Below are 26,200 nucleotides of genomic sequence, written 5' to 3' on the forward strand. Positions count from 1 at the left end.
CAACTCGGACAGGCCCGCAATCCTGCCATTACCCGACCGACCGGCCGGCGCCCTCCCTGGTTCCCGACGACACGCAATCGTCTTCGTGCCATACGAAAGCCGGCTGCGGTGCCGGCTTTCACGCATGGCGCGGAACACGAACCGTCAGGGGGAGACCGCACCGGACCGTCGCATCCGCGTCCAGTATCCCACAAGCCGGGACGACTCGATCGCGTGTCACTCGAGCCTGGTATATGAGCCGATTATGCGACTTTTCAAGACCGCGCGCTTGGCGGCATGCTGCAAAGCAAAGCCGGAAAAACCCTGAAAATGGGTTCTTTACAACGTCCCTCTAACCGTCTAAAAATTCCTCTTGACACTCAAATAAAGAGCGCCAACAATCAAGCTGGCACTTTTTTCAATTCGCCAGTTCGTGAAATGAAAGAGGCCGAAGGTGAGCTTGTGAGGGGGGAACGGCTGCATTTTCCGGTCGTTTAGCTTTTCGAGCGTGCTCGTGGTAAGTAGCAGCGACTGTGTGACAGGGGAAGTAGGAAATGGCAACTGGTATCGTTAAATGGTTCAACGACGCGAAGGGCTTCGGTTTCATCACTCCCGACGAGGGCGGTGAGGATCTGTTTGCGCACTTCTCGGCCATCAACATGCAGGGCTTCAAGACCCTGAAGGAAGGCCAGAAGGTGAGCTTCGAGGTCGTTCAAGGCCCGAAGGGCAAGCAAGCGTCGAACATCCAGGCCGCATAAAGGCACCGGATATCGGACGAAGAAACCCGGCATTGCGCCGGGTTTCTTTTTTTCAGGCCGGCCATTCGTTAATTCGATTGGCCGGCCTTTTCGTTCAATCCCGATAATTGAACGCATATTGTCTCGTCGCACGCGCAAACCAAATGCCTGTCATTCGCGTGAAACAAATTCGACGTTTCGTTACACGACCTTCAGCGTGCCCATCATGCCGAGATCCTCGTGTTCGAGAATGTGGCAGTGGAACATGCGCTCGCCGGGCATGTCTTGCGACACGAGTATCGTCACGGTTTCGCCGCTACGCACGTTCACGGTATCGCGCCAAGCGCGGAACGGCTCGCTCGTGCGAGCGCCATCCGATGCACGCTCTATCACCTGGAATTGCGTGCCATGCAAATGGAACGGGTGGTCCATGTCGGTCGCGTTGCGGATGTCCCAGCGCTCGATGTCGCCGCGGCGGCTCGTCAGCGTCGCGCGATGCGGCGCGTAGGTCGCACCGTTGATCATGAAGCGCATGCCCGCCGGACGGCCGTGCGCCGGGCCGTTCATCATCGCGTCCATATCCATCTCTTCGCCGAACTCGACCGTCTTGCGCGCGACCGGCTCGCGCGGTGCCGGCACCGCGCGCAGCGTCGCGGGCAGCGCACGGGCGGCCGCCGGCGCGAACGTGACGTCGGCGAGTGCCAGCGCCGGATCGGGCGGCAGGCTGCCGTGGCCGTCGTCGTGCGACATCGCCATCTTGCGCCGGTCGTATTCGGCCGCCTGCAGCACCGCGCGCGACGCACGGTCGCCGGCGCGCACCAGCAGTTCCGCGCGCTCGCCGGGCGCGAGCAGCAGCGACGTGACGTGGCGCGGCGCATCGAACAACCCGCCGTCGGTGCCCGCATGCCCGAACGTGCGGCCGTCGTCGAATGCCACACGCAGATAACGCGCACTGCAGGCATTCCACACACGCCAGCGCTCGTCGCCGGCCACGTCGATCCGCGGTCGGCGCGCGCCGTTGACCAGCGCGAACTGGCCTTCGCGGCCGTTCATCCAGTCCATCATGTCGTTCGGCGGGATCGTGCCGTCACGGGCGAGCTTCAGGTCGGACACGAACAGGTTGCGCTCGGGCCAGCCTGAGAGCGGATCGTCGGCAGCGCGCACGATGAACGGACCGGCCAGCCCGCGGAACACCTGCTCGGCCGTCATCATGTGCGGATGCGGGTGGTACCAGTACGTGCCCGCGCTGCCCTTCGGCAGCGTGAAGCGGTACACGCGCGATGCGCCCGGCACCACGGGATCGGACGGATTGCCGTCCTGATCGGGCGGCACAGGCAGCCCGTGCCAGTGGATGGTCGACGGCTGCGGCAGTTTGTTCACGAAACGGATTTCGACGGTGTCGCCTTCGCGCACGTCGATCAGCGGGCCGACGACCGGCCCTTGCGTGCCCGTGCCGAACTGCCAGAACGTCGTCGGCCGCGCGCCGCGCAGCATCGGACGCGCGACCGGCTGAGCGACCAGCGTCGCGCGAAACGTGCCGGCTTCGCGGCTTTCGTTCGCGAGCGTGCGCAACGATGCGAGCGGCGCGCCGGCCGGCAGCGCGTCGGGCGCCGCGAGCGCGGCCGGCGCCGGCTTGCCGTGCTGCGTGCGACCCTCCATCCCCGACATCCCGGGCATGTCGTCCATCTGAGCCATGCCGGCCATGCCCGCGTGACCGGCATGCTGCGCCCACGCGGTGCGCGTGAACAGCGATGCGGCCGCGATGCCGATGGCGTGCGACAGGAAAGTTCTCCGTATCATCAATCGTTCCTCGTTATTCGTTGTTGGTGCTGCGTCGCGCGGCCGCCGCGACGCGAAGCCTGATGCCCGCGTCATCATAGCCGCAGCCCCCGAGCGAAACGCCGCGACACCGGACGAGCGGCGATACGCCGCAGCACGCAGGCTCGTCGGACGAATCGGGCGCGGGTGCGCGACACCATCGAGCACCCGCGCGCGCCACTATTGGCACGCGCCGTATCGATGCGCGCCGAACCCGTCAGCAACCACCGCTGCCAGCCTTTCCGCTCGCTTACCCGGGCCTGTCAGCCCTCATTGCTCGCCCCGTGATCTGCACGCTGCATCCGATCGATTCGCGAATCCCCTCGATTTTTCACGATGCGGAACAAGTCTCTGCCTTATAAAAATTCGTGGTGCGAGGCACAAATTTGCCGTTTCGCGATGCCAAAAATCGTTCCGCAATACAAAATCAAATAAATAACACACTGTTTTTAAACAATAATTTTTGTTTCGAGAAAGCGCTCTACGCGCACCATCGGATACGGTCGCGGACGTAGACTTTGTTCCATGCACTGACGCTTCGCCACCACGTTCGATACGGAACCCGGCGCAAGCAGCCAGTCGGGCCATAGCCGGATGAGCCGGCGGGCGGCACAACAGAATCGCTTGTGATCAGAAAGGGAGAACGGAAATGAAGGGATTTCGCTTTGGTTCAGCGCTCGGGTCGTTCTACATCCTGCCGGGTAACGGCGGCTGGGAAGCGACGTTCGGCAACGCACTGCTCGGCGCGTTCTCGTGCCCGGAAGTGGCGGCCGACCACATCTCTCGCGGCGACTGCGAACAGCCGTCCGAACTGGACACGGCCACGCTGGAAGTGCCGCACGAAATCGCCGAATGGGAAATCGTGCACGTCTGAATGACGCGCCCGCAACGAAAAACGCCCCGGGCGACCGGGGCGTTTTCATGTTCGGCGGGGCGGCGGGCCGCGAGACCCGCCGTGTCGGCTGTCGCCGTTGCCGTGGCGTGCGCGATTGCGCGGCCGGCGTCAGGCGACGGCGTCGACGATGCCGTTCAGCGTAGCGCTCGGGCGCATCGCCCGGCTCGTCAGTTCGACGTTCGGACGGTAGTAGCCGCCGATCGCCTGTGCCGTGCCCTGCGCGGCCGACAGTTCTTCCAGAATGCGCGCTTCGCTGTCGGACAGCGACTTGGCGACGCCTTCGAACTGCGCCTTCAGCGCCGCATCTTCGGTCTGCTCGGCCAGCGCCTGCGCCCAGTACAGGCACAGGTAGAAATGGCTGCCGCGGTTGTCGAGACCGCCGACCTTGCGTGCCGGCGACTTGTTCTCGTCCAGGAACTTGCCGGTCGCCTGGTCGAGCGTCTTCGCGAGCACGAGCGCCTTCGGGTTCTGGTAAGCGTGGCCGAGGTGTTCGAGCGACGCGGCGAGCGCGAGGAATTCGCCGAGCGAATCCCAGCGCAGGAAGCCTTCCTCGACGAACTGCTGCACGTGCTTCGGCGCCGAACCGCCCGCTCCCGTTTCGAACATCCCGCCGCCGGCCATCAGCGGCACGATCGACAGCATCTTTGCGCTGGTGCCGAGTTCCATGATCGGGAACAGGTCGGTCAGGTAGTCGCGCAGCACGTTACCCGTGACCGAGATCGTGTCCTTGCCCGCGCGGATGCGCTCGAGCGAGAAACGCGTCGCGTCGACCGGCGTCATGATGCGGATGTCGAGGCCGTTTGTATCGTGATCCTTCAGGTAGCGTTCGACCTTCGCGATGACCTGCGCGTCGTGCGCACGCGCCGGATCGAGCCAGAACACGGCCGGCGCGCCGGTCGCGCGTGCGCGGTTCACCGCGAGCTTGACCCAGTCCTGCACCGGGGCGTCCTTCGTCTGGCACATGCGCCAGATGTCGCCGGACTCGACCGCGTGCTCGAGCAGCACGTTGCCTGCTTCGTCGGTAACGCGCACGACGCCGTCGGCCGGGATCAGGAACGTCTTGTCGTGCGAACCGTATTCTTCAGCCGCCTGCGCCATCAGGCCGACGTTCGGCACGCTGCCCATCGTAACCGGATCGAACGCGCCGTGCTGCTTGCAGTCTTCGATCACGGCCTGGTAGACGCCCGCGTAGCAACGGTCCGGAATCACGGCCTTCGCGTCGTACAGTTCGCCGTCCGGGCCCCACATGCAGCCCGACTCGCGGATCATCGCCGGCATCGATGCGTCGACGATCACGTCGCTCGGCACGTGCAGGTTGGTGATGCCCTTGTCCGAGTTGACCATCGCGAGACTCGGGCGCAGCGCGTATTCGGCCTTGATGTCGGCTTCGATCGCTTCGCGCGTGTCGGCCGGCAGTTCCTTCAGGCGTGCGTACAGGTCGCCGATACCGTTGTTCGGGTTGAAGCCGGCCTGCGCCAGCACGTCCGCGTGCTTCGCGAGCGCGTCGCGGTAGAACACCGACACGAAGTGACCGAACAGGATCGGGTCCGAGACCTTCATCATGGTCGCCTTCAGGTGCACCGAGAACAGCACGTCCTGCGCCTTCGCGTCGGCGATCTGCGCTTCGATGAAGCTGCGCAGCGCCTTGCGGCTCATCACCGATGCGTCGATGATTTCGCCGGCCTTCACGGCCGTCTTTTCCTTCAGCACCTTCTTCACGCCGTCGGCCGTCGTGAGTTCGATCTTCACGCTGCCGGCATCGGCGATCAGCGCCGACTTTTCGCTGCCGTAGAAGTCGCCTTCGCTCATGTGCGCGACGTGTGCCTTCGACGTCGACTTCCATGCGCCCATCTTGTGCGGGTGCTTGCGTGCGTAGTTCTTGACCGACAGCGGCGCGCGGCGGTCGGAGTTGCCTTCGCGCAGCACCGGGTTCACCGCGCTGCCCTTGATCTTGTCGTAACGTGCCTTGACGGCCTTCTCTTCGTCGGTCGACGGATCTTCCGGATACGCCGGCAGCGAGTAGCCCTGCGCCTGCAGTTCGGCGATCGCGGCCTTGAGCTGCGGCACCGATGCGCTGATGTTCGGCAGCTTGATGATGTTCGCTTCAGGCTTCAGCGTGAGCTGGCCCAGTTCGGCCAGATCGTCGGAACCCTTCTGCTCCGGCGGCAGGACGTCGGCGAACGCCGCGATGATACGGCCGGCAAGCGAGATGTCGCGCGTTTCGACGGCAACGCCGGACGAGCGCGTGAAGGCCTTGACGATCGGCAGCAGCGAATAGGTCGCGAGCGCGGGCGCTTCGTCGGTGAGGGTGTAGATGATCTTGGGCGAAGTGGACATGGTGGTCAAAGCATTGCTACGTGATTGTGGGACTGGGGAGCGCCGGCGTAACCGGCGGGTAGCGACCGGGTGGGCCGCGAAAGGGGCGCGCCGGCTCAGCCGGGCGGTGGTGTTGCGAGGGCCGTCATGTTCTACCTTGCAGGGCATGCGGGCCGCATCGCGACGCCGCGGCCCGTATGCCGGACCGCCCTGCCAACAAACCTGCCATCCATGAAACGCTCCGGCGCCGGCAGTCAGCGCCGGGGCGGCCGGCCATCGGCCGGCCCACCCCGGAAGGGGTCTTACATGTTCTCGATCAGCACTTCGCCGAAGCCGGAGCACGACACCTGCGTCGCGCCTTCCATCAGACGCGCGAAGTCGTACGTGACGCGCTTCTGCAGGATGGATTTCTCCATTGCGGCGATGATCGTGTCGGCTGCTTCCGTCCAGCCGAGGTGGCGCAGCATCATTTCCGCCGACAGGATTTCCGAACCGGGGTTCACGTAATCCTTGCCCGCGTACTTCGGCGCCGTGCCGTGGGTCGCCTCGAACATCGCGACCGAATCCGACAGGTTCGCGCCCGGCGCGATCCCGATGCCGCCGACCTGCGCGGCCAGTGCGTCGGAGATGTAGTCGCCGTTCAGGTTCAGCGTCGCGATCACGTCGTATTCGGCCGGGCGCAGCAGGATCTGCTGCAGGAACGCGTCGGCGATCGAATCCTTGATGACGATCTCGTTGCCCGTCTTCGGGTTCTTCACGCGCATCCACGGGCCGCCATCGATCAGTTCGCCGCCGAACTCCTTCTGCGCGAGCGCATAGCCGGCGTCACGGAACAGGCCTTCCGTGAACTTCATGATGTTGCCCTTGTGCACCAGCGTGACCGACTTGCGATCGTTGTCGATCGCGTACTGGATCGCCTTGCGCACGAGGCGCTCGGTGCCTTCGGTCGACACGGGCTTCACGCCGATCCCCGAGGTTTCCGGGAAGCGGATCTTCTTCACGCCCATCTCGTCCTGCAGGAACTTGATGACCTTCTTCGCCTGCTCGGACCCCGCGGCCCATTCGATGCCCGCGTAGATGTCTTCCGAGTTCTCGCGGAAGATCACCATGTCGATCTTTTGCGGCTCGCGCACCGGCGACGGCACGCCCTTGAAATACTGGACCGGGCGCAGGCACACGTACAGGTCGAGTTCCTGGCGCAGCGCGACGTTCAGCGAACGGATCCCGCCGCCAACCGGGGTCGTGAGCGGCCCCTTGATCGACACCACGTATTCCTTCAGCACCTGCAGCGTTTCGTCCGGCAGCCACACGTCCGGGCCGTACACCTTCGTCGCCTTCTCGCCCGCGAAGATCTCCATCCAGTGGATCTTGCGCTTGCCCTTGTACGCGTGCGCGACCGCCGCGTCGACGACCTTGATCATGACCGGCGTGATATCGAAGCCGGTGCCGTCGCCTTCGATATAGGGAATGATCGGCTGATCGGAAACGTTGAGCGTAAAGTCCTTGTTGACGGTGATCTTGTCACCGCCCTCCGGTACCTTGATGTGCTGATACGGCATGATCGACTCCAGTGACGTGGCTGAGCAGGTGATGCTGGTCGAAACTGCGCACGCGGCGAGGCGGCCTTGCCACCCCGCGACGGCAACAGCGAGCCGCTATTCTAGCGCCCCAACCGGGGCCGGCGGCGCGAAGCGCGGCGCTGCGTATCAAGTCTTCCCCTTATGTCTTATATAAGACAGAGGACTTGCCGTTCCGTATTATGCATTAAGATTCCGCCATTTGCCATAGACCGCCCGCCCCGCTTCCCCTTGCGGCACACCGGGCACGCCGCCTCGCCATGACCCTGATCGCCCTCAACAAGCCGTTCGGCACGATTTGCCAGTTTTCCGCGCACGAGACGCGGCCGTCGCTCGGCGACTGGGTAAAAACGCCCGGCGTCTACCCGGCCGGCCGGCTCGATGCGGACAGCGAGGGCCTGCTGCTGCTTACCGACGACGGCGCATTGCAAGCGCGCATCGCGGAGCCCCGCCACAAGCTCGTCAAGCGATACTGGGCGCAGGTGGACGGCGCACCGGGGCCGGCCGACCTGAAGGCGCTGGCGCGCGGCGTCGATCTCGGCGACTACGTGACACGCCCGTGCCGCGCCGAATTCATCGAGCCGCCCGATGCACTGTGGCCGCGCAATCCGCCGATCCGCTACCGCGCCGCGATCCCGACCACCTGGATCGAGCTCGCGATCACTGAAGGCAAGAACCGGCAGGTACGCCGGATGACAGCCGCGATCGGCTTCCCGACGTTGCGTCTCGTGCGCGTCGGCATCGGCGCACTCGACATATTCACGCTGGGCATTGCACCGGGCGAAACAATCGCACTGCCGTCACGGGCACCGTGGGACGGTTTCGCGCACGGTTCGTGACCGCGCCGGTAACTTTCGATTTTTTTCGTCATCTTTTTCGTCAACCGCCTGCGAAGATCGTGCGTTAAACCACGCAGATGCCACCCTTAGCTATCCGGCATTGGCAGCCGAACGGGTATTTGCGCGTTTGCGTCACGAAAGCGACGCTTTCTTCGAATACGATTCGGCGCCCGCAGCGCAAAGAGAAATTTCTCGAAGCGTCTGTCAACCGAAAGGTGGATGGCACCGTTAGACGACATGACTCCTATTGCCGGGTCATTTGGTTAATTAACTAAAGCTGAGGAACACAACATGAACAAACTGATCGCCGCTCTGGTCGCTGGCCTCTTCGCAACGGCTGCTTTCGCACAAGCATCGGCTCCGGAAGCTGCTCCGGCTGCTGCTGAAGCTGCTTCGGCACCGGCAAAGCACGCTGCCAAGAAGCACGCTCACAAGAAGGCACACCACAAGGCAGCGAAGAAGGCTGCAGCAAGCGACGCAGCAGCACCGGCAGCTGCTTCGAACTAAGCAAGCTTGCTGTAATAACGCAGTCAAGAACACGCAGTCTTGCCGTTCTTACGGCGTTGAAAGGCAGATCACCGCAAGGCGATCTGCCTTTTTCTTTTTGTGCCCGCTTGCGCGCTTCGCGTACCATGCGGGTCTCGTTTTCCCGATAGGAGCCCTGCTGTGCGATTCTCCCTGCGCTCGTCGCTCGGCCGCCTTGCGCGCGCCGCCGTGTTTCCCGCCGCGCTCGCCGTGCTTGCACTCGGTATGCAGACCGCCAGCGCGCAAATGCCGCCCGGCGCCAAGCAGCCGAGCGAATTCCCGCGCGTGAAACTGCGCGCCGGCATGTACGTGATCGACGCGGCCGTCGCCGCGAACGACGCCGATCGCGAACAGGGGCTGATGTACCGGTCGCAGCTCGCACCGAACGAAGGCATGCTGTTCGTGTTCAACGAAAACGCCGTGCACTGCTTCTGGATGAAGAACACGCTGATCCCGTTGTCGATCGCGTTCGTCCGCGCGGACGGCACGATCACCGACATCGACGAAATGCAGGCCGAGACGACCGACAACCACTGCCCGCGCAACAACGGCGTCTATGCGCTCGAAATGAGCAAGGGCTGGTTCGCGGCGAAAGGCATCAAGCCGGGCATGAAGCTCGACGGCCTGCCGAAGTCCCAGTAACGGCCTTCGCGGCGGCACCGCCGCGCGTCGACCGAAGCCGGCCGCCCGTTGCGCGCCGGTTTTTTTTCGCCTGCCGGCGGCTGCTCCCGCCTTGATCCGGCAAACGCCGCCCGCATCTGCAAAAGCCACGCACAAGCGCTATCCTTTAAATCTCGCTTGTTTCAAGTCCGGGCCGGCGCAGTCGGCCCGCTTACGATCCGAACCACCAGGAGGTTCACGTGCCCCGCAAAACCCCCATCGAGCGCTATCGCAACATCGGGATCAGCGCTCACATCGATGCCGGCAAAACCACGACGACCGAGCGCATCCTGTTTTACACCGGTGTGAGCCACAAGATCGGCGAAGTGCACGACGGCGCGGCCACGATGGACTGGATGGAGCAGGAGCAGGAACGCGGCATCACGATCACGTCGGCCGCGACCACGGCCTTCTGGAAGGGCATGGCCGGCAACTATCCGGAACACCGCATCAACATCATCGATACCCCCGGGCACGTCGACTTCACAATCGAGGTCGAGCGCTCGATGCGCGTGCTCGACGGCGCGTGCATGGTCTACGACTCGGTCGGCGGCGTACAGCCGCAGTCCGAGACCGTGTGGCGCCAGGCGAACAAGTACAAGGTGCCGCGCATCGCGTTCGTCAACAAGATGGACCGCGTGGGCGCAGACTTCTTCCGCGTGCAGCGCCAGATCGGCGAGCGCCTGAAGGGCGTCGCGGTGCCGATCCAGATTCCGATCGGCGCGGAGGATCATTTCCAGGGCGTCGTCGATCTCGTGAAAATGAAGGCGATCGTCTGGGACGACGAAAGCCAGGGCGTGAAGTTCACGTACGAAGACATCCCCGCGAACCTCATCGAGCTTGCGAACGAATGGCGCGGGAAGATGGTCGAGGCCGCGGCCGAAGCCAGCGAGGAACTGCTCGAGAAGTATCTGCACGACCATGAATCGCTGACCGAGGACGAGATCAAGGCCGCGCTGCGCCAGCGCACGATCGCCAACGAGATCGTGCCGATGCTGTGCGGCAGCGCGTTCAAGAACAAGGGCGTGCAGGCGATGCTCGACGCAGTGATCGACTACCTGCCGTCGCCGGTCGACGTGCCGGCGATTCTCGGCCACGACTTCGCGGATCCGGAGAAGCCGGCGGAACGTCATCCGAGCGACGACGAGCCGTTCTCCGCGCTCGCTTTCAAGATCATGACCGACCCGTTCGTCGGCCAGTTGATCTTCTTCCGCGTGTATTCGGGCGTCGTCGAATCCGGCGACACGGTGCTGAACGCGACGAAGGACAAGAAGGAACGGCTCGGCCGGATCCTGCAGATGCACGCGAACGAGCGCAAGGAAATCAAGGAAGTGCGCGCGGGCGACATCGCGGCGGCGGTGGGTCTGAAGGAGGCGACGACGGGCGACACGCTGTGCGATCCGACCAAGCCGATCATCCTCGAGAAGATGGAATTCCCCGAGCCGGTGATCTCGCAGGCGGTCGAGCCGAAGACGAAGGCCGACCAGGAAAAGATGGGCCTTGCGCTGAACCGCCTCGCGCAGGAAGATCCGTCGTTCCGCGTGCAGACCGACGAGGAATCCGGCCAGACGATCATTTCGGGGATGGGCGAGCTGCACCTCGAAATCCTGGTCGACCGGATGAAGCGCGAGTTCGGCGTCGAGGCGACGGTCGGCAAGCCGCAGGTCGCGTATCGCGAAACGGTGCGCACGACGGCGTCCGACGTCGAAGGCAAGTTCGTCAAGCAGTCGGGCGGGCGCGGCCAGTACGGGCATGCCGTGATCACGCTGGAGCCGAACCCCGGCAAAGGCTACGAGTTCCTCGACGAGATCAAGGGCGGCGTGATTCCGCGCGAATTCATCCCGGCCGTCGACAAGGGCATCACCGAAACGCTGAAGAGCGGCGTGCTCGCGGGCTACCCGGTCGTCGACGTGAAGGTGCACCTGACGTTCGGTTCGTACCACGACGTCGACTCGAACGAAAACGCGTTCCGGATGGCCGGCTCGATGGCGTTCAAGGAAGCGATGCGCCGCGCGAAACCGGTGCTGCTCGAGCCGATGATGGCGGTCGAAGTCGAAACGCCGGAGGATTTCATGGGCAACGTGATGGGCGACCTGTCGAGCCGGCGCGGCATCGTGCAGGGGATGGAGGACATCGCGGGCGGCGGCGGCAAGCTCGTGCGCGCCGAAGTGCCGCTCGCCGAGATGTTCGGCTATTCGACGTCGCTGCGCTCGGCCACGCAGGGTCGCGCGACGTACACGATGGAGTTCAAGCACTACGCGGAAACACCGGCGAACGTGTCGGAAGGCGTGATCAACGCGAAAGTGAAGTAAGCGCCGCTACCGCGGCACATCGAAGCCCGTCCGGAACCGGACGGGCTTTTTTTCGTCTGCCGAACGAATCGACGCACGCCGCCGACATCGGGCTCAGTCGGCACGCCATGCATTTTTTTCGCATGCCACAATGCATCGCGACTCGTCCGATGGAACCGTCCCGATGCCCCCGACCCCTGCCCTGCGCCGCCTGCTGATGCTGTATGCCGGCCTGATCGCCGCGAACGTCGCCGTGTGGCTATGGGCGCTCGCGGTGCTGCACGACCATCCGCTGCTGCTCGGCACCGCGGCGATCGCATACGGCCTCGGGCTGCGTCACGCGGTGGACGCCGATCACATCGCGGCGATCGACGTCGCGACGCGCAAGCTGATGCAAGACGGCCAGCGGCCGGTGACCGTCGGCCTGTTCTTCTCGCTCGGCCATTCGACGATCGTGGTCGCCGCAACGCTCGGCGTCGCGGCGACCGCGTTCGCGCTGCGCGACCGGTTCGACGCGTTCCGCGACATCGGCGGCACGATCGGCACGGCGGTGTCGGCAACGTTCCTGCTGCTGCTCGCGTGCCTGAACCTGCTGATTCTGCGCGACGTGTGGCGGCGCTATCGCGGCACGCCGAAGCATGCGCACGATGCCGCGCACGTACATCGCCCGGCCGGCCTCGTGTCGCGGCTGCTGCGGCCGCTGTTTCGCTTCGTGTCGCAGAGCTGGCACATGTACCCGGTCGGCGTGCTGTTCGGGCTCGGCTTCGATACCGCCACCGAAATCGGCCTGCTCGCGATCGCTGCCGCGCAAGCGAGCCAGGGGCTGCCGATCTACGCGGTCATGCTGTTTCCCGCGTTGTTTACGGCCGGCATGACGCTGATCGATTCGACCGACAACGTGCTGATGATTCATGCATACGGATGGGCGATGGACGACCCTCATCGCAAGCTGCTCTACAACGCGAGCATCACGCTGGTGTCGGCCATCGTCGCGCTGGCGATCGGCGGGATCGAGGCCGCCGGCCTGCTCGCCGACAAGCTGTCGCTGACCGGCCCCGTGCGCGATGCGCTCGACGCGCTCGCCGAGCGCTTCGGCACGATCGGCTACGGCATCGTCGCGCTGTTTCTCGTCTGCTGGATCGCGTCGATCCTGTTCCATCGCTGGCAGCGCGCGGCCGACGCGCCGGCACGCTGACCGGCGCGTCGCATCGTTCAGAGCATTTCGAGCGCGCGCTTGCTGCGCGGCGGACGGAAATACGCGTCGAGCTGTGCACGTTCGTCGTCGCTCAGCACGAGATCGAGCGCCGCACGGTTATCGCGCACGTGTTCGATCCGCGACGCCTTCGGGATCGCGAACACGCCCGGCCGCGCGAGCACCCACGCGAGTGCGACGCGCATCACCGACACGCCGCGCTGCCGCGCGATCTCGTCGAGCGGCGAGTGCTTCGGCAGCCGCCCGTGATCGACCGGGCTGTAGGCCATCGCCGGCACCCGATGCTCGGCGAGCCATGGCAGCAGGTCGAATTCCGGGCCGCGCCGCGCGATGTTGTAGAGGATCTGGTTGGCCGCGCATGCGCCGCCGCCTGCCTCGTCGACGAGTTCGGCCATGTCGGACGTATCGAAGTTGCTCACGCCCCAGTGGCGGATCTTGCCCGCGCGCCGCAGCGCCTCGAAACCTTCGACCGTCTCCTCGAGCGGCACCGAGCCGCGCCAGTGCAACAGATACAGGTCGAGGCGATCGGTACGCAGGCGCTTCAGGCTCGCGTCGCACGCGGCGACGACACCGCGCCGGCTCGCATGATGCGGGTACACCTTGCTGACGAGAAATACGTCGTCGCGCAGGCCGCTCAACGCTTCGCCGACGAGTTCCTCGGTCGCGCCTTCGCCATACATCTCGGCGGTGTCGACCAGCGTCATCCCGAGATCGATACCTGCGCGCAATGCGGCGATCTCGTCCGCGCGGCGGCCCGGCCGCTCGCCCATTTCCCAGGTGCCCAGGCCAAGCTTCGGGATCGTCTCGCCGTCCGGCAAGACGACCGTGGCGGTCGTGTCTGTCATGCGCTCCTCGTTGCGGGTTCGTGGCCGCATCGCGGCCGAAGCATCCAATACGACGCCAGGTTCTCTCTACTGATCTGATGTAACGCGCGGACGAATGCGCGAAATCGCTCGCCGTCGAACGGGACCGGCGACGCACCGCGCCGCCGTGCGCGGCGATTTCGGGCATTGCCGTGGATGGCTGTTGAATCCGGCGTTGCCACGACAACCTGCTACGCGCGCAACGCGGCGACCGGCCGTTCTCGTGACAATGCATGCGCGTTACGTGGATAAACAGAACCCTAGTGTAGTCAATCGGCGCGCGACCCACCTGTTACACGGCAAAAACCGGCTATTAACGGCGCAGCATGATGACTTAGAATGGCCGGCAACCTGATCGATACGCATCCCATGAAGGCACCCACGGACGACCGCTGGCAGGACCTGCGCCCCGACCCCGACAACGACACGCCGCTCTACCTGCAGCTCACCCGCAAGCTCGGCGACGCGATCCACGACAATCGCTGGGCAGCCGGCGAAGCGCTGCCGTCCGAACGCGTACTGTCCGAAGCGCTCGGCGTATCGCGCATCACCGCGCGCAAGGCGATCGCGCTGCTCGTCGAGCAGGGGCTGATCCGCCGCACGCAGGGCGCGGGCAACTTCATCCAGCCTCGCTACGAGGATCCGCTGTCGCGGCTGTCGAGCTTCAGCGAAATGCTCGAGCGCCGCGGCTTCAAGCCGAGCTCGCAATGGCTCGAGCGCGAAATCCAGCCGGCCAACCGCGACGAAGTCATCCAGCTCGGCTTGTCGCCGGCCGCGTCGGTCACGCGGCTCAAGCGTCTGCGCCTGGCCGACGGCATCGTGATGGCCGTCGAGAACTCCACGTTCCCCGCCACGCTGATTCCCGATCCGCAGGCGATCGGCGGTTCGCTGTACAGCTATCTCGAAGCACGCGGCACGCCGATCGTGCGCGCGCTGCAGCACTTTCGCGCCGTCAACGCGACCGACGATATCGCACGGCAGATGGGCATCGCGCCGCACGACGCGCTACTGCTGATCACGCGGATCGGCTATACGGCCGATCAGCGCGCGATCGAGCTGACCGATACCTACTGCCGCAACGACTACTACGACTTCGTCGTCGAGCTGCGCAAGTAACGACCGTCGCGCCGGCTGTATCGCCGGCGCTCACAGCCAGCGTGCTTCGTCCGTGCCGAGCGGCACCGGCGGCCGCGCAAATCGCGGCGGCGTCGCCGACAGGTGCTCGGCAGGACGCACGGCATCGAGCGTGCCGAACGGCGACGCCGTCCGGTCGAGCCGGTCGCGTACGTCGTCGAGCGTCAGGTCCGGCGCGCGCAGGCCGTCCGGCACCATGCCGAGCGATTGCAGCCAGCGCCCCGTCTGCGCGAGCGACAGCCGCACGTGCCAGCTTCCTCCTTCCGTCGCACGGCGCGCGAGCGCGATCATCGCGCCGAACGCCGCGAGATAACCCGTCGCATGATCGAGCGCCTGGCACGGCAGGTGGCGCGGCCCGTTCTCGTGCGCGGCGTGCTGCTCCTGCCATGCGATGCCGCTCGCCGACTGCACGAGGCTGTCGAAGCCGCGCCGCTTCGACCACGGCCCCGCATGGCCGTACGCCGACACCGATACGCAGACGATGCCGGGCCTCAACTCGGCCAGCGCCTGCGGCGAGAACCCGCGCGCCGCGAGCGCTCCCGGGCGATAGGCTTGCAGGAATACATCGGCGTCGCGTGCGAGATCGCGCAGCGCGGCGACGCCCGCCGTCTCGCGCAGATCGATCCACGTCGAGCGCTTGCCGCGCCCGTTGTCGATCACGAGCGATGCGATGTTCGGCAGGTGCGGGCCGTTGACGAGCAACGTCTGTGCGCCGTGCGACGCGAGCGTGCGGCCCGCGACCGGCCCCGCGATGATGCGCGTGAGATCGAGCACGCGTACGCCCGCAAGCGGTTGATCGGGCTCGCCGCGACCGATCGCCTCGACGGGCGCATCGCCGATCCGTTCGATCTCGAACAGCGGCAGCGATGCGATCGCGCGCGCCTGGTCGTGCGCCGCCCATTCCCCAGGTGTTCTGATCAATGCCGCGCAGAGGCCGGCCTCGGCCAGCGCGGTATCGAGCGTCGCGCCGTCCCACGTGCGGATCGCCGCGGCGACATCGTCGCGCTGCGGGCCACAGCCGAGCACGTCGAGAATCCCGTGCAGATGATGCGGAAAGTTCGCGTGCAGCTGGATCCAGCGACCGTCGCGCGTGTCGTAGAAACCCGTCACCGGATGACGCGGATCCGGCGCCGGGCCATCGTCCACGCGCAGATAGCGTTCGCTGCGAAACGCGACGAGCGCATCGCGCACCGACACGTCGACGCGCTGTGCGACACCCGTGCGCAGCCGGTGGCATTCGGCCGCCGCGAGCCCGACTGCCGCGATCGTCGATGCGGCCAGCGTGCCGACCTGGAACGTCGACGGCAACGTCGGGTCCTGCCCTGTCACGGTCGCGCGGGCAAGGGCGCCAGGCTCGCCGTGCGCGAGTTGCCACAGATGGATCAATGCGAGTTCGGGTGTCATGGTGTAAGCGGGCGATTGAGGAGACGGAATCGAGTCTAGAATTCGCAGCAGGTGCGATCAATCTTGATAGCGCAAATCAATGCATAACGAATAGTTGTAACCGGGCCGCGCTTCATGCGCCCCGACAGGAGCGATCGGCATGACGTCCCTCAGCGCGCCCGAAGCGGCCGGCATCCTCGGTGTCAGCGTGAGCACCCTCTATGCGTATGTGAGCCGCGGCCTGCTGCGCTCGCTGCCCGACGGCGCGAGCAAGCGCCGCCTCTACGACGCCGACGAAGTGCGCCTGCTCGCGCGCCGCCGCGCCGATGCGAAGCGCGCGGGCGGCGTGGCCGAACGCTCGCTCGACTGGGGTGTGCCGGTGCTCGAATCGCGGATCACGCAGATCGCCGACGGCTGCCTGCGCTATCGCGGCGCCGATGCGATCGCGCTCGCCCGCGACGCGACGCTCGAGGAAACGGCCGCGAGATTATGGGATTGCCCGCCGGCGCGCCTCGCAGCCGCATCGCTGGCGGCGGCCGGTTTCGATACCGTGCAATGGGACGGATGGGCACGCCGCTGGGCGCATCTCGCACCGCTCGAGCGCACGCTCGTGCTGCTTCCGGCCGCGGCCGCATCGCTGCCGCGCCTGTGGGCGCAGGGGCGCGACGCGCAGATCGAAGCGGCCTCGCTGCTGCTGCGCATCGCGACGGCCGCGCTGGCCGGCATCGCGCCGGACGACACACCCGTGCATCGACAACTCGCGAACGCGTGGCGCATCCGGCGGCGCGACGAAGCCGACCTGCTGCGCCGCGCGCTCGTGCTGTGCGCCGATCACGAGCTGAACCCATCGACCTTCGCGGTACGGTGCATCGCGTCCACCGGCACGCACCTGTTCGGCGCGATCGCGGGCGGGCTCGCCGCGCTGTCCGGCCCGCGCCACGGCGGCGAGACGTTCCGTGCGGGCGCACTGCTCGACGAAGCAGCGCGCGCCGCCGATCTCGACCGCTACCTTGCGCTGCGTCTCGCACACGACGAGCGCGCGGACGGCTTGCGCACGATGCTGTCCGGTTTCGCACATCCGCTCTATCCCGACGGCGATCCGCGTGCGCGCGCGTTGCTCGACGCACTGCATGCCGTGTTGCCCGAGCGGCCGGCGTTGCGCGCGGCCCGTGCGCTCGCCGCGCGTGTCGAAGCGGCGACCGGCTTGCGGCCGGCGATCGATTTCGCGCTCGCGGTCCTGGAGCGCACGCTCGCACTGCCGGGCGGCGCCGCCTTCACGCTGTTCGCGGCCGGCCGCACCGCGGGCTGGATCGCGCACGCGCTCGAACAGTATGCGGACGGCAAGCTGATCCGGCCCCGTGCGCGCTACGTCGGCAGCGACGCGCCCGCCTGAGCGCGGCCGCCGCGCTAGGCGGCGAACGTGCGCCGCCATCCAGGCGCGACCTGCACGGCCGGCGCCGGCTGCGGGCCGAACGAGAACACCGCGCCGCCCGCCGCCGCACTGATCCACACGCGCATGCCGGGCAGCAGTGCCAGCGATTCACCGGCGTGCAGCCAGTGATCGTCGAGGCGACCTTCGACCGTCACCCACAGGTCGCCGTCCGCGACCACCAGCGCGGTGCGATCGACGATGCGCCACCGCCCGGCCGGCTCGTTGCCGTCCATCTCGTAGAGTCGCAGTTCGCGCATGGCCGCCTCCGGATCGCGTGGGTTCGATGACGCCAGTATTTCGGACGGCGGCAGCACACGGACAGGTACGCCTGCAAACAGTTTCGACTGAACTGTACTGGTCTGTCGGTGAATCGGTATCCGGCCGAAGCCGCAGCCAGGCGATTGGGCGCGCCCCTCGATGGGGGCCGATCCTGCGTGCCACGGCGGCTTTGCCTACAATGTCTGCTGTCCCGCGCCACCGGTCCGTCCCCATGTTCCAACGCCCGCCCGCCGCCGCTCCCGGCGAAAAGAACCTCACCGTGATGCTCTGGCTCGTTGCGACGGGCTTCTTCATGCAGACGCTCGATGCGACGATCGTCAACACGGCGCTGCCGTCGATGGCAGTGAGTCTCGGTGAATCGCCGCTGCGGATGCAGTCGGTCGTGATCGCGTACTCGCTGACGATGGCGGTGATGATCCCGGTCTCGGGCTGGCTCGCGGACACGTTCGGCACGCGGCGCGTGTTCTTCAGCGCGATCCTGGTGTTCTCGCTCGGTTCGCTGCTGTGCGCGAACGCGCATACGCTGCAGCAGCTCGTCGTGTTCCGCGTCGTGCAGGGTGTCGGCGGTGCGATGCTGCTGCCGGTCGGACGGCTCGCGGTGCTGCGCACCTTCCCGGCCGAACGCTACCTGCCCGCGCTGTCGTTCGTCGCGATTCCCGGGCTGATCGGCCCGCTGATCGGGCCGACGCTCGGCGGCTGGCTCGTGAAGATCGCGTCGTGGCACTGGATCTTCCTGATCAACGTGCCGGTCGGGGTCGCCGGCTGCATCGCGACCTTCTACTCGATGCCCGATTCTCGCAACCCGGCCGTCGGCCGCTTCGACCTGAAGGGCTATCTGCTGCTGACGATCGGGATGGTCGCGATCTCGCTGTCGCTCGACGGCCTCGCCGACCTCGGGATGCAGCACGCGGCCGTGCTGGTGCTGCTGATCCTGAGCCTCGCGTGCTTCGTCGCATACGGGCTGTACGCGGTGCGCGCGCCGCAGCCGATCTTCTCGCTCGAGTTGTTCAAGATCCATACGTTCAGCGTCGGGCTGCTCGGCAACCTGTTCGCGCGGATCGGCAGCGGCGCGATGCCGTACCTGATTCCGCTGCTGCTGCAGGTGAGCCTCGGCTATTCGGCATTCGAGGCCGGGCTGATGATGCTGCCGGTCGCGGCCGCCGGGATGTTCTCGAAGCGGCTCATCACGCGGCTGATCACGAAGCACGGCTACCGCAAGGTGCTGCTCGCGAACACGATCATGGTCGGCGCGATGATGGCGAGCTTCGCGCTGATGCGCGACACGGTGCCGGTATGGGTGAAGGTCGTCCATCTCGCGCTGTTCGGCGGTTTCAACTCGATGCAGTTCACCGCGATGAACACGCTGACGCTGAAGGATCTCGGCACCGGCGGCGCAAGCAGCGGCAACAGCCTGTTCTCGCTCGTGCAGATGCTGTCGATGAGCCTCGGCGTCACGGTCGCGGGCGCGCTGCTCGCGACCTTCACCGGCATGCTGCGCACGGTGACGCCGAGCAACACGCTGCCCGCGTTCCATGCGACGTTCATCTGCGTCGGGATCATCACGGCCGCGTCCGCGTGGATCTTCGCGCAGCTCGCGCCGGAAATCCGCGGCCGCGCGTACAAGACCGACCCGTCCGAACGCGCATGACGCGCGGCGCGCACCACGGCAGACGCCACGCCGGCGCGCCACGCACCACGACGGTGCGGCGCGCCCGCCGCGCACCGCAGCCAGCCGCCGCGACGGGCCGCCGCACGGAGCCCGATGCCGCGCATGCTTCTTGCTGCCCTATTCTGTAGGTAAACTGGCAGTCTTCTTTCGGCCGACATCATGAGCATGATCGACATCGATCCCCCCGGCTTCCAGCCGCCCCGCCCCGTCGCCGGCGACGACGGCAAGCGGCGCACCGTGCTGTACGGCGCGTACACCGTGTTCAGCGTGTTTCAGCCCGTTTTCTCGGTGTCGCACCGCCGCGCGATCGGCTATCACGCATCGCTGCGCGCGCACGACGAGGAAAGCCGCCAGGTCGCATCGCACGAGGTCTTCACGCAGGCGGCGCGGCGCGGCGACCTGCTGGAGCTCGGCCGGCTCGCCGAATCGCTGCATCTGGGCAATTTCCACGCGTTCGACAGCCATGACGAATGGCTCTTCCTGAGCCTGCATCCGGCCGCGCTGATGGACACGATCTACGGCGACGCGCTGCTCGCGAACCTGAAGGCGCTCGGCCTGCCGCCGCACCGCGTGGTGCTCGAAGTGCCCGAACAGGCGGGCGGCGAGACGCCGCGCTATGCGGCGATCGTCGACGGGCTGCGCAAGGCCGGCTTCCTGATCGCGCTCGGCGGCTTCGGCGCGAAGCATTCGAACATCGACCGCGTGTGGCATCTGCATCCCGACATCGTCTCGCTCGACCGCGGGATCCTCGCACAGGCGAGCGAGCACTCGCACCTCGAGCGCGTACTGCCCGGGCTCGTGTCGCTGCTGCACGAATCCGGCCAGCTCGTGCTGATGGGCGGCCTCGCGACCGAGCGCGACGCGTTGATCGCGCTCGAATGCGACGTGGATTTCGTGCAAGGGCAGTACTTCGCCGGGCCGAGCGTCGACCCGGTACAGCCGCAGGCCGCGGCCGGCTGCATGGATACGCTGTCGGCCGCGTTGCGGCTGCGCGTCGCGCAGCGCGAGCGCACGCAGGCGGCACGCCTGGCGCCGTACATCGCCGCGCTGGAGGAAGCGAGCCGCAAGCTCGCCGCAGGCGAGCCGCTGCTCGATGCGGCCGCGGCGGTGCTCGGGCTGCCGGAAACCGCGCGCTGCTTCCTGCTCGACGCGTCCGGCCGCCAGATCGGCGACAACGTGCTCGCGCGCGGCAGCGTCTCGCAGCGGGCCAAACGGTTCCGGCCGCTGTTGCATTCCGAAGGCGCGAGCTGGGAGCGCCGGCCGTACTTCATCCACGCGATGCGCGCGCCGGGCCGCGTGCACGTGACGCCGCCGTATCTGTCGATCAACGAGGCGCACCTGTGCGTGACCGGCTCGGTCACCGCACCGGCCGCGACCGGCATGCAGGTGCTCTGTGTCGACATCAACTGGGAAGCGGCGCTCAACCGCGAATGAGGGTGGGCGCCGCGCTCATGCGGCGCCACCGGCAGCGGGGCCTGCGTCGGCCTTGCGCGCGATCAGCCGGTGCACGCGCTTGCCGGACGACGCATTGACCACCTCGTGCTCGTCGATCACCTGCATGCCGGCGCCGAGCGCCGCATGCATCCGTGCCGAATCGAGCGGCGTGTACAGACGGCCGCGCTCGTCGCGCAACGCGCCGTTTCCGGCCACCCGCCAGCTGAGATACAGCGTGCCGCCGGGCACCAGCAGCGCGGCCAGCCGTGCAGCGGCAGCGGCCGCATCCGCCTGTTCGAGGTGCATCACGACCGTTTCGCACAGCACGTTGCGAAACACGCCGGACGGCACGCCGGCCAGCGCCGGCAGCGCGGCCAGCTCGAATGTCAGGTCGGGATGGCGCCGGCGCGCCTCGTCGAGCAGCGCGGCGCTCGCATCGTAGCCACGCACGTCGAATCCGCACGAAGCGAGCCACGCCGTGTCGCGCCCGGCGCCGCAGCCGACGTCCGCGGTCAGCCCCGGCGAGAAATGCTGCTCGAGCAGCGCGTACATGTCGTCGGGCGCGGCCTGGTCGAGCCAGTCCTGCGCATATTGCGCGGCATGGGCTTCGTAGGCATCGAGAGTCGGGCGATCCACCATGGTGATTGCTCCGCGTACGCGTCCGGTCTGGTGACGCACTCCGCATCTTAGCCGTTGTGCATCGTGCGTGGCGTGGCGCGCGGGCGCAGGCCTTCCGGGAACGCGCCCTCGCCGTTACGCCGCCCGCCTCGTGCTCATGTGCGGCGCATGCGCGGACAGCTCCGCCCACAGCGCTTCGCCATGCCAGGCCGGGCGCGCTGCCGCCGCTTCGGCGGCGTGAACGAGCGCGCACAGCCGCGCATTGACGGGCGCCTGCGCGCCGAAGCGCGCGGCCAGCCGTACGATCTCGCCGTTGATCCACTCGACTTCGGTGGCGCGGCGCGCGGCGAGATCGTCGGACATCGACGAGCGCGCGAGCGGATCGATCGCGAGCATCCGGCCACAGAGCGCACGAAACACGGGATCGGGCAGCCCCAGCACCGCGGGAAGCCATGCGCTCGGCAACGGCGTCAGCCGTGCCGGCCGGATCGCGGCGTGCGCGAGCCAGTGCAGGGCTTCGCGCTGCGCAAGCGCCAGGCAGCGCCGGTACGCGCGCTGCGAGAGTTCGTCGTGCAGTGGCAGGTTCGCCAGCGCATTGACGGCATTGTTCAGGTTCAGCAGCAGCTTAGCCCATTGCACCGCGCGCATGTCGCGGTGCAGCGCGAGCGGCAGTCCGGCTCGGGCAAATGCGTCGGCGAACGGCTGCAGCGCGGGCGACGCATCGGCCGCGAGCACGCCGGCCGAGCCCTGGTGGAACGCGCCCGGCCCGCGCTCGATCACGTTGAACGGCACCATGCCGGTCAGCACGGTCGCTTGCGGCAGCGCGTCGCGCAGCACGTCGGCGTTGTGCAGGCCATTCTGGAAACTGATCACGACCGTGCCGGGCCGCAGCACGCCGGCCAGTTGCGCCGCCGCCTCCTGCGTCACGGCCGACTTCACCGCGACCAGCACGAGCCGCGCCGCCGCCGCCACGGCCGGATCGGTCGAAAACGCGATGTCCGCCGGCACAAGCTGCGCGCGATAGCCGCGCTGGTCGGTCAGGGTCAGCCCCTGCGCGCGAATCGCCTCGGCGATCCGCGCACGGCCGACGAACGTCACGTCGGCGCCTGTCGCCGCGAGCCGGCCGCCGAGGTAGCAGCCGATCGCGCCCGCGCCGAACACGCAGACCGACGCAGCCGACGCGTCAGACATGCGAGTGCGCGCCGCCGTGCACGGGCCCCGAGCGCCGCTCGACTTCGCGGCGCACATCGTTGCGCAGCCCCGCGAAGAACGCGACTTCGGCGACGACGAACAGCGGCCCGACCATCAGGCCGACGAGGTCGTCGACGAACGCGGGCTTGCGCCCTTCGAACCAGTGCCCGACGAACTGCACGATCCAGCCGACCACGAACGCGCCGATGCCGACGCCGAGCCATTGCGCGGTCGGCAGCAACGCGAGCGTCTGCGCGGCCCACAGCCCGAGCGCGAACAGCGCGGCCATGACGACCCCGAAACGCAGGTCGAGGCGCAGGTAGAACACCGCGAACGCCACGGCGAGCAGCAGCGCCGGCGACAGCGCGACGCCGGCCAGCACCCCGAGCGCCGGCCGCGACAGCAGTACCTCGACTGCGAACACGATCATCGGAATGCCGACCAGGTGCGTCGCGATGTTGCGCGCGTCGCGGTGGTAGGCCGCATACTGGGAAAGGTGGTCTTCCAGCGTCTTCATGGTGTCTCCTGAACGATCATTGAGCGCTATGATGCGCGTCACGCCCGAGAACCTCTGTCAGCTATCCGACATCGCGTGCCCATGCCCTCGTCGCTCGCCCCCTACCTGCCGCAGCTCGAAGCGCACCCGTGGTTTGCCGCGCTGCCGCCCGAATTGCGCGCGCAGTTGCTCGAGCGCGCCGCGCTGCGGCGCCTGCCTGCCGGCCATGCGCTGTTCCGGCGCGGCGACCCGCCGTGCGGGCTGTACGCGGTACTGACCGGTTCCCTCACCATAGGCGCGGTGGATTCGCACGGCAAGGAGGCGCTGCTGACGGTCGCCGAGCCCGTCACGTGGTTCGGCGAGATCGCACTGTTCGACGGCCAGCCCCGCACGCACGATGCGATCGCGCTCGACGACACGCTGCTGCTGCACACTCCTCAGGCCACCCTGCTCGGAATCCTCGACACGACGCCGCAATACTGGCGGCAATTCGCGCTGCTGATGGCGCAAAAGCTCCGGCTGAGCTTCCTGACCGTCGAGGCGATGAGCGTGATGCCGGCCGCGCAGCGTCTCGCCACGCGACTGCTGATGATCGCCAACGGCTACGGCGGGATCAGTGCCGGCCGCACGCGCATTCGGCTGTCGCAGGAAAAGCTCGCGTCGATGCTGTCGCTGACGCGGCAGACCACCAACCAGTTGCTGAAGGCGCTGCAGGCCGACGGCATCGTGCGGCTGCATGTCGGCGAGATCGAACTGGTCGACGTCGACGCGCTGCGCCGCGCGAGCGGGCTGCCCGACGGCACGGCCTGACGCCCGCACAATCGCCGCAACGCCGCATTCCCGGCGTCACGCCGTTGCGCTATCGTGGCGGCTCGTTCGCCCTTGCTCGCCCCCATCCCCGCCCGTGAACACGTCGACCGCCTCCGCACCTTCCCGCCACGCGTGGCCCGTGTTCGTCGCATTCCTGCGGCTCGGCCTCACGTCGTTCGGCGGCCCCGTCGCGCATCTCGGCTACTTCCGCGACGCATTCGTCACGCGACGCGGCTGGCTGACCGAGCGCGCCTACGCGGATCTCGTCGGGCTGTGCCAGTTCCTGCCGGGACCGGCCAGCAGCCAGGTCGGAATGGCGATAGGGCTGTCGCGCGCAGGCTATGCGGGGATGTTCGCCGCATGGCTCGGCTTCACGCTGCCGTCGGCGCTGCTGATGATGCTGTTCGCGCTCGGCGTGCACGCGACGGGCATGCCGGTCGCGGCCGGCGCGCTGCACGGGCTGCGCATCGTGTCGGTCGCGGTGATCGCGCAGGCGGTGTGGGGCATGGCGCGCACGCTGTGCCCGGATGCGCGCCGCGTCACGCTGATGGCAGCCGCGGCCTGCATCGCGCTGCTCGTGCCGGCCGCCTGGCTGCAGGTCGCGGTAATCGTCGCGGCGGGCGCGGCCGGCCTCGTGCTGTTGCCGCAACCCGAGCGCGGCGCGCACGATCCGTTGCCGCTGCATGTGTCGCATCGCGCGGGCGTGCTGTGGCTCGTGCTGTTCGCCGCACTGCTCGTCATGCTGCCGTTCGCGGCTCGCGCACTCGATTCGCACGCGCTCGCGGTCGTCGACGCGTTCTTCCGCACCGGCGCGCTGGTGTTCGGTGGCGGCCACGTCGTGCTGCCGCTGCTGCAGGCGGCCGTGGTCGCGCCGGGCTGGGTCGGCGATTCGGCTTTCCTCGCCGGCTACGGCGCCGCGCAAGCCGTGCCGGGGCCGCTTTTCACCTTCTCGGCGTTCCTCGGCGCGTCGCTGCGCGATGCCCCGAACGGCTGGCTCGGCGGGGCGATCGCGCTCGTGTCGATCTTCGCGCCGTCGTTCCTGCTCGTCGCGGGCACCGCACCGTTCTGGGAACGCCTGCGCCGCAGCACGCGGATGCAGGCCGCGCTCGCAGGCGTGAATGCGGCCGTGGTCGGGCTGCTGGTCGCCGCGCTCTATCACCCGGTGTGGAGCGACACGATCGTGTCGCCGCGCGATTTCGCTGCCGCGCTCGTCGCGTTCGTCGCGCTCGTGTTCTGGCGCATGCCGCCGTGGGCCGTCGTGATTGCGAGTGCGGCGCTCGGCTGGGCGTCGGGGATGATTGCGTGATCCGCCGCATGCCGCGGACTCATCGGCATCCGGTAAAAACAAAAAAAGCCCTCGTGACGAGGGCTTTTTTCGCAGTGTCGCGCGCCGCGATGGCGCGCACACGCCGGGGCTTACGCGAAGTTCTTCGCTGCGAAGTCCCAGTTCACGATGTTCCAGAACGCTTCGACGAACTTCGGGCGTGCGTTGCGGTAGTCGATGTAGTACGCGTGTTCCCACACGTCGATCGTCAGCAGCGCCTTGTCGGCGGTCGTCAGCGGCGTCGCGGCGTTGCTCGTCGACACGATGTCGAGCGAACCGTCGGCCTTCTTCACGAGCCATGCCCAGCCCGAACCGAACGTGCCGACTGCGGCCTTCGTGAACGCTTCCTTGAACGCGTCGTACGAACCCCACTTCGCGTTGATCGCGTCGCCCAGCGCGCCCGTCGGTGCGCCGCCGCCGTTCGGCGACAGGCTGTTCCAGAAGAACGTGTGGTTCCAGATTTGCGCGGCGTTGTTGAAGATGCCGCCCGACGACTTCTTGACGATCTCTTCCAGCGACAGGTTTTCGAATTCCGTGCCCGGGATCAGATTATTCAGGTTCGTCACATAAGCCTGGTGGTGCTTGCCGTAGTGGTACTGGATCGTCTCGAGCGAGATGGTCGGCGCGAGTGCGTCTTCAGCGTACGGGAGCGGCGGGAGCGTATGAGCCATGGCGATTCCTTCGTTGAGTATGTAGGGAGGCTGTGTTGAATGCTGC

Annotated in this window: 24 protein-coding genes; 14 read left to right on the forward strand and 10 right to left on the reverse strand. The window is 67.1% G+C overall.

Annotated elements, in window-relative coordinates:
- Positions 1–276: 276 nt before the first annotated feature.
- Both DIE13_RS32870 and DIE13_RS12100 read left to right on the forward strand, forming a co-directional pair.
- Positions 277–477 (forward strand): hypothetical protein, encoded by a 201-nt coding sequence (locus DIE13_RS32870; protein WP_175751016.1) that lies wholly within the window; start codon positions 277–279, stop codon positions 475–477.
- 56 nt (positions 478–533) lie between these two features.
- Positions 534–737: a cold-shock protein gene (locus DIE13_RS12100; RefSeq protein WP_004196460.1), complete on the forward strand. Its 204-nt coding sequence runs from the start codon at positions 534–536 to the stop codon at positions 735–737.
- Positions 738–917: 180 nt separating this feature from the next.
- Here DIE13_RS12100 and DIE13_RS12105 read toward each other — a convergent pair whose 3' ends face one another.
- Positions 918–2,516: a multicopper oxidase family protein gene (locus DIE13_RS12105; RefSeq protein WP_124827367.1), complete on the reverse strand. Its 1,599-nt coding sequence runs from the start codon at positions 2,514–2,516 to the stop codon at positions 918–920.
- A 667-nt stretch (positions 2,517–3,183) separates the two neighbouring features.
- On the opposite strand from DIE13_RS12105, the gene DIE13_RS12110 reads away from it, so the two are divergent.
- Entirely contained in the window at positions 3,184–3,408 is a 225-nt protein-coding gene (locus DIE13_RS12110; RefSeq protein WP_043190017.1) for a hypothetical protein, read from the forward strand.
- 129 nt (positions 3,409–3,537) lie between these two features.
- On the opposite strand, the gene DIE13_RS12115 is transcribed toward DIE13_RS12110, so the two are convergent.
- Positions 3,538–5,766: an NADP-dependent isocitrate dehydrogenase gene (locus tag DIE13_RS12115; protein WP_124827369.1), complete on the reverse strand. Its 2,229-nt coding sequence runs from the start codon at positions 5,764–5,766 to the stop codon at positions 3,538–3,540.
- Positions 5,767–6,047: 281 nt separating this feature from the next.
- Positions 6,048–7,304, reverse strand: a complete 1,257-nt coding sequence (gene icd / locus DIE13_RS12120) for an NADP-dependent isocitrate dehydrogenase (protein ID WP_096502353.1) — start codon at positions 7,302–7,304, stop codon at positions 6,048–6,050.
- 278 nt (positions 7,305–7,582) lie between these two features.
- Between icd and DIE13_RS12125 the strand changes: the two genes are divergently transcribed.
- The 5 genes from DIE13_RS12125 to DIE13_RS12150 all read left to right on the forward strand — a co-directional run bounded on the left by DIE13_RS12125 (position 7,583) and on the right by DIE13_RS12150 (position 12,832).
- Entirely contained in the window at positions 7,583–8,161 is a 579-nt protein-coding gene (locus DIE13_RS12125; RefSeq protein WP_124827371.1) for a pseudouridine synthase, read from the forward strand.
- Between the two features lie 291 nt (positions 8,162–8,452).
- Positions 8,453–8,668 carry a hypothetical protein gene (locus tag DIE13_RS12130; protein WP_096502357.1) on the forward strand — a complete coding sequence of 72 codons (216 nt, stop codon included), beginning with the start codon at positions 8,453–8,455 and terminating at the stop codon, positions 8,666–8,668.
- A gap of 159 nt (positions 8,669–8,827) precedes the next feature.
- Positions 8,828–9,328 (forward strand): DUF192 domain-containing protein, encoded by a 501-nt coding sequence (locus DIE13_RS12140; protein WP_124827374.1) that lies wholly within the window; start codon positions 8,828–8,830, stop codon positions 9,326–9,328.
- Between the two features lie 218 nt (positions 9,329–9,546).
- The gene (gene fusA, locus DIE13_RS12145; RefSeq protein ID WP_124827376.1) at positions 9,547–11,658 is read left to right on the forward strand and encodes an elongation factor G; all 2,112 of its coding nucleotides are present in this window, start codon (positions 9,547–9,549) and stop codon (positions 11,656–11,658) included.
- Positions 11,659–11,821: 163 nt separating this feature from the next.
- Complete coding sequence (locus tag DIE13_RS12150; protein ID WP_175786920.1) at positions 11,822–12,832, forward strand: HoxN/HupN/NixA family nickel/cobalt transporter; 1,011 nt, start codon at positions 11,822–11,824, stop codon at positions 12,830–12,832.
- 17 nt (positions 12,833–12,849) lie between these two features.
- Here the strand turns inward: DIE13_RS12150 and DIE13_RS12155 are convergent, their stop codons facing one another.
- A complete protein-coding gene (locus tag DIE13_RS12155; RefSeq protein WP_124827378.1) occupies positions 12,850–13,695 on the reverse strand; it encodes an aldo/keto reductase in 846 nt (281 codons plus the stop codon).
- 387 nt (positions 13,696–14,082) lie between these two features.
- Here DIE13_RS12155 and DIE13_RS12160 point away from each other — a divergent pair, with 387 nt between their 5' ends.
- Positions 14,083–14,829: a GntR family transcriptional regulator gene (locus DIE13_RS12160; protein WP_124827380.1), complete on the forward strand. Its 747-nt coding sequence runs from the start codon at positions 14,083–14,085 to the stop codon at positions 14,827–14,829.
- A gap of 30 nt (positions 14,830–14,859) precedes the next feature.
- On the opposite strand, the gene DIE13_RS12165 is transcribed toward DIE13_RS12160, so the two are convergent.
- On the reverse strand, positions 14,860–16,251 hold the full coding sequence (locus tag DIE13_RS12165) for a CoA transferase (RefSeq protein WP_124827381.1): 1,392 nt from the start codon (positions 16,249–16,251) through the stop codon (positions 14,860–14,862).
- A 139-nt stretch (positions 16,252–16,390) separates the two neighbouring features.
- On the opposite strand from DIE13_RS12165, the gene DIE13_RS12170 reads away from it, so the two are divergent.
- A complete protein-coding gene (locus DIE13_RS12170) occupies positions 16,391–17,623 on the forward strand; it encodes a citrate/2-methylcitrate synthase (protein ID WP_124827382.1) in 1,233 nt (410 codons plus the stop codon).
- 14 nt (positions 17,624–17,637) lie between these two features.
- Here DIE13_RS12170 and DIE13_RS12175 read toward each other — a convergent pair whose 3' ends face one another.
- A complete protein-coding gene (locus tag DIE13_RS12175; protein WP_124827384.1) occupies positions 17,638–17,919 on the reverse strand; it encodes a DUF2917 domain-containing protein in 282 nt (93 codons plus the stop codon).
- A 233-nt stretch (positions 17,920–18,152) separates the two neighbouring features.
- On the opposite strand from DIE13_RS12175, the gene mdtD reads away from it, so the two are divergent.
- Entirely contained in the window at positions 18,153–19,589 is a 1,437-nt protein-coding gene (mdtD, locus tag DIE13_RS12180) for a multidrug transporter subunit MdtD (RefSeq protein WP_124827386.1), read from the forward strand.
- A 180-nt stretch (positions 19,590–19,769) separates the two neighbouring features.
- The gene (locus tag DIE13_RS12185) at positions 19,770–21,044 is read left to right on the forward strand and encodes an EAL domain-containing protein (RefSeq protein WP_124827388.1); all 1,275 of its coding nucleotides are present in this window, start codon (positions 19,770–19,772) and stop codon (positions 21,042–21,044) included.
- A 15-nt stretch (positions 21,045–21,059) separates the two neighbouring features.
- On the opposite strand, the gene DIE13_RS12190 is transcribed toward DIE13_RS12185, so the two are convergent.
- The 3 genes from DIE13_RS12190 to DIE13_RS12200 all read right to left on the reverse strand — a co-directional run bounded on the left by DIE13_RS12190 (position 21,060) and on the right by DIE13_RS12200 (position 23,370).
- Entirely contained in the window at positions 21,060–21,683 is a 624-nt protein-coding gene (locus DIE13_RS12190; RefSeq protein WP_124827389.1) for a bifunctional 2-polyprenyl-6-hydroxyphenol methylase/3-demethylubiquinol 3-O-methyltransferase UbiG, read from the reverse strand.
- Between the two features lie 114 nt (positions 21,684–21,797).
- Positions 21,798–22,853 carry a 2-dehydropantoate 2-reductase gene (locus tag DIE13_RS12195; RefSeq protein ID WP_124827391.1) on the reverse strand — a complete coding sequence of 352 codons (1,056 nt, stop codon included), beginning with the start codon at positions 22,851–22,853 and terminating at the stop codon, positions 21,798–21,800.
- Entirely contained in the window at positions 22,846–23,370 is a 525-nt protein-coding gene (locus DIE13_RS12200) for a DUF962 domain-containing protein (protein WP_124827393.1), read from the reverse strand. The genes DIE13_RS12195 and DIE13_RS12200 overlap by 8 nt, the downstream gene beginning before the upstream one ends.
- 81 nt (positions 23,371–23,451) lie before the next feature.
- Between DIE13_RS12200 and DIE13_RS12205 the strand changes: the two genes are divergently transcribed.
- Both DIE13_RS12205 and chrA read left to right on the forward strand, forming a co-directional pair.
- Complete coding sequence (locus DIE13_RS12205; protein ID WP_124827395.1) at positions 23,452–24,159, forward strand: Crp/Fnr family transcriptional regulator; 708 nt, start codon at positions 23,452–23,454, stop codon at positions 24,157–24,159.
- Between the two features lie 94 nt (positions 24,160–24,253).
- Entirely contained in the window at positions 24,254–25,465 is a 1,212-nt protein-coding gene (chrA, locus tag DIE13_RS12210) for a chromate efflux transporter (protein ID WP_124827396.1), read from the forward strand.
- 110 nt (positions 25,466–25,575) lie between these two features.
- Here the strand turns inward: chrA and sodB are convergent, their stop codons facing one another.
- Positions 25,576–26,154, reverse strand: a complete 579-nt coding sequence (gene sodB, locus DIE13_RS12215) for a superoxide dismutase [Fe] (RefSeq protein ID WP_011352986.1) — start codon at positions 26,152–26,154, stop codon at positions 25,576–25,578.
- Positions 26,155–26,200: the final 46 nt, after the last annotated feature.

Source organism: Burkholderia sp. Bp9016 (assembly GCF_003857765.1).
Taxonomy (GTDB): domain Bacteria; phylum Pseudomonadota; class Gammaproteobacteria; order Burkholderiales; family Burkholderiaceae; genus Burkholderia.

Excerpts from the sequence above, each read along its gene's own strand:
- DIE13_RS12170 (WP_124827382.1), top strand. The coding sequence starts at position 16,391 with ATGACGTCCCTCAGCGCGCCCGAAGCGGCCGGCATCCTCGGTGTCAGC.
- icd (WP_096502353.1), bottom strand. The coding sequence starts at position 7,304 with ATGCCGTATCAGCACATCAAGGTACCGGAGGGCGGTGACAAGATCACC.
- DIE13_RS12190 (WP_124827389.1), bottom strand. The coding sequence starts at position 21,683 with ATGGTGGATCGCCCGACTCTCGATGCCTACGAAGCCCATGCCGCGCAA.
- DIE13_RS12175 (WP_124827384.1), bottom strand. The coding sequence starts at position 17,919 with ATGCGCGAACTGCGACTCTACGAGATGGACGGCAACGAGCCGGCCGGG.
- DIE13_RS12205 (WP_124827395.1), top strand. The coding sequence starts at position 23,452 with ATGCCCTCGTCGCTCGCCCCCTACCTGCCGCAGCTCGAAGCGCACCCG.
- DIE13_RS12100 (WP_004196460.1), top strand. The coding sequence starts at position 534 with ATGGCAACTGGTATCGTTAAATGGTTCAACGACGCGAAGGGCTTCGGT.
- sodB (WP_011352986.1), bottom strand. The coding sequence starts at position 26,154 with ATGGCTCATACGCTCCCGCCGCTCCCGTACGCTGAAGACGCACTCGCG.
- DIE13_RS12160 (WP_124827380.1), top strand. The coding sequence starts at position 14,083 with ATGAAGGCACCCACGGACGACCGCTGGCAGGACCTGCGCCCCGACCCC.
- DIE13_RS32870 (WP_175751016.1), top strand. The coding sequence starts at position 277 with ATGCTGCAAAGCAAAGCCGGAAAAACCCTGAAAATGGGTTCTTTACAA.
- DIE13_RS12105 (WP_124827367.1), bottom strand. The coding sequence starts at position 2,516 with ATGATACGGAGAACTTTCCTGTCGCACGCCATCGGCATCGCGGCCGCA.
- DIE13_RS12200 (WP_124827393.1), bottom strand. The coding sequence starts at position 23,370 with ATGAAGACGCTGGAAGACCACCTTTCCCAGTATGCGGCCTACCACCGC.
- DIE13_RS12185 (WP_124827388.1), top strand. The coding sequence starts at position 19,770 with ATGAGCATGATCGACATCGATCCCCCCGGCTTCCAGCCGCCCCGCCCC.
- DIE13_RS12125 (WP_124827371.1), top strand. The coding sequence starts at position 7,583 with ATGACCCTGATCGCCCTCAACAAGCCGTTCGGCACGATTTGCCAGTTT.
- DIE13_RS12165 (WP_124827381.1), bottom strand. The coding sequence starts at position 16,251 with ATGACACCCGAACTCGCATTGATCCATCTGTGGCAACTCGCGCACGGC.
- mdtD (WP_124827386.1), top strand. The coding sequence starts at position 18,153 with ATGTTCCAACGCCCGCCCGCCGCCGCTCCCGGCGAAAAGAACCTCACC.
- DIE13_RS12115 (WP_124827369.1), bottom strand. The coding sequence starts at position 5,766 with ATGTCCACTTCGCCCAAGATCATCTACACCCTCACCGACGAAGCGCCC.
- DIE13_RS12130 (WP_096502357.1), top strand. The coding sequence starts at position 8,453 with ATGAACAAACTGATCGCCGCTCTGGTCGCTGGCCTCTTCGCAACGGCT.
- DIE13_RS12150 (WP_175786920.1), top strand. The coding sequence starts at position 11,822 with ATGCCCCCGACCCCTGCCCTGCGCCGCCTGCTGATGCTGTATGCCGGC.
- DIE13_RS12110 (WP_043190017.1), top strand. The coding sequence starts at position 3,184 with ATGAAGGGATTTCGCTTTGGTTCAGCGCTCGGGTCGTTCTACATCCTG.
- DIE13_RS12195 (WP_124827391.1), bottom strand. The coding sequence starts at position 22,853 with ATGTCTGACGCGTCGGCTGCGTCGGTCTGCGTGTTCGGCGCGGGCGCG.
- DIE13_RS12155 (WP_124827378.1), bottom strand. The coding sequence starts at position 13,695 with ATGACAGACACGACCGCCACGGTCGTCTTGCCGGACGGCGAGACGATC.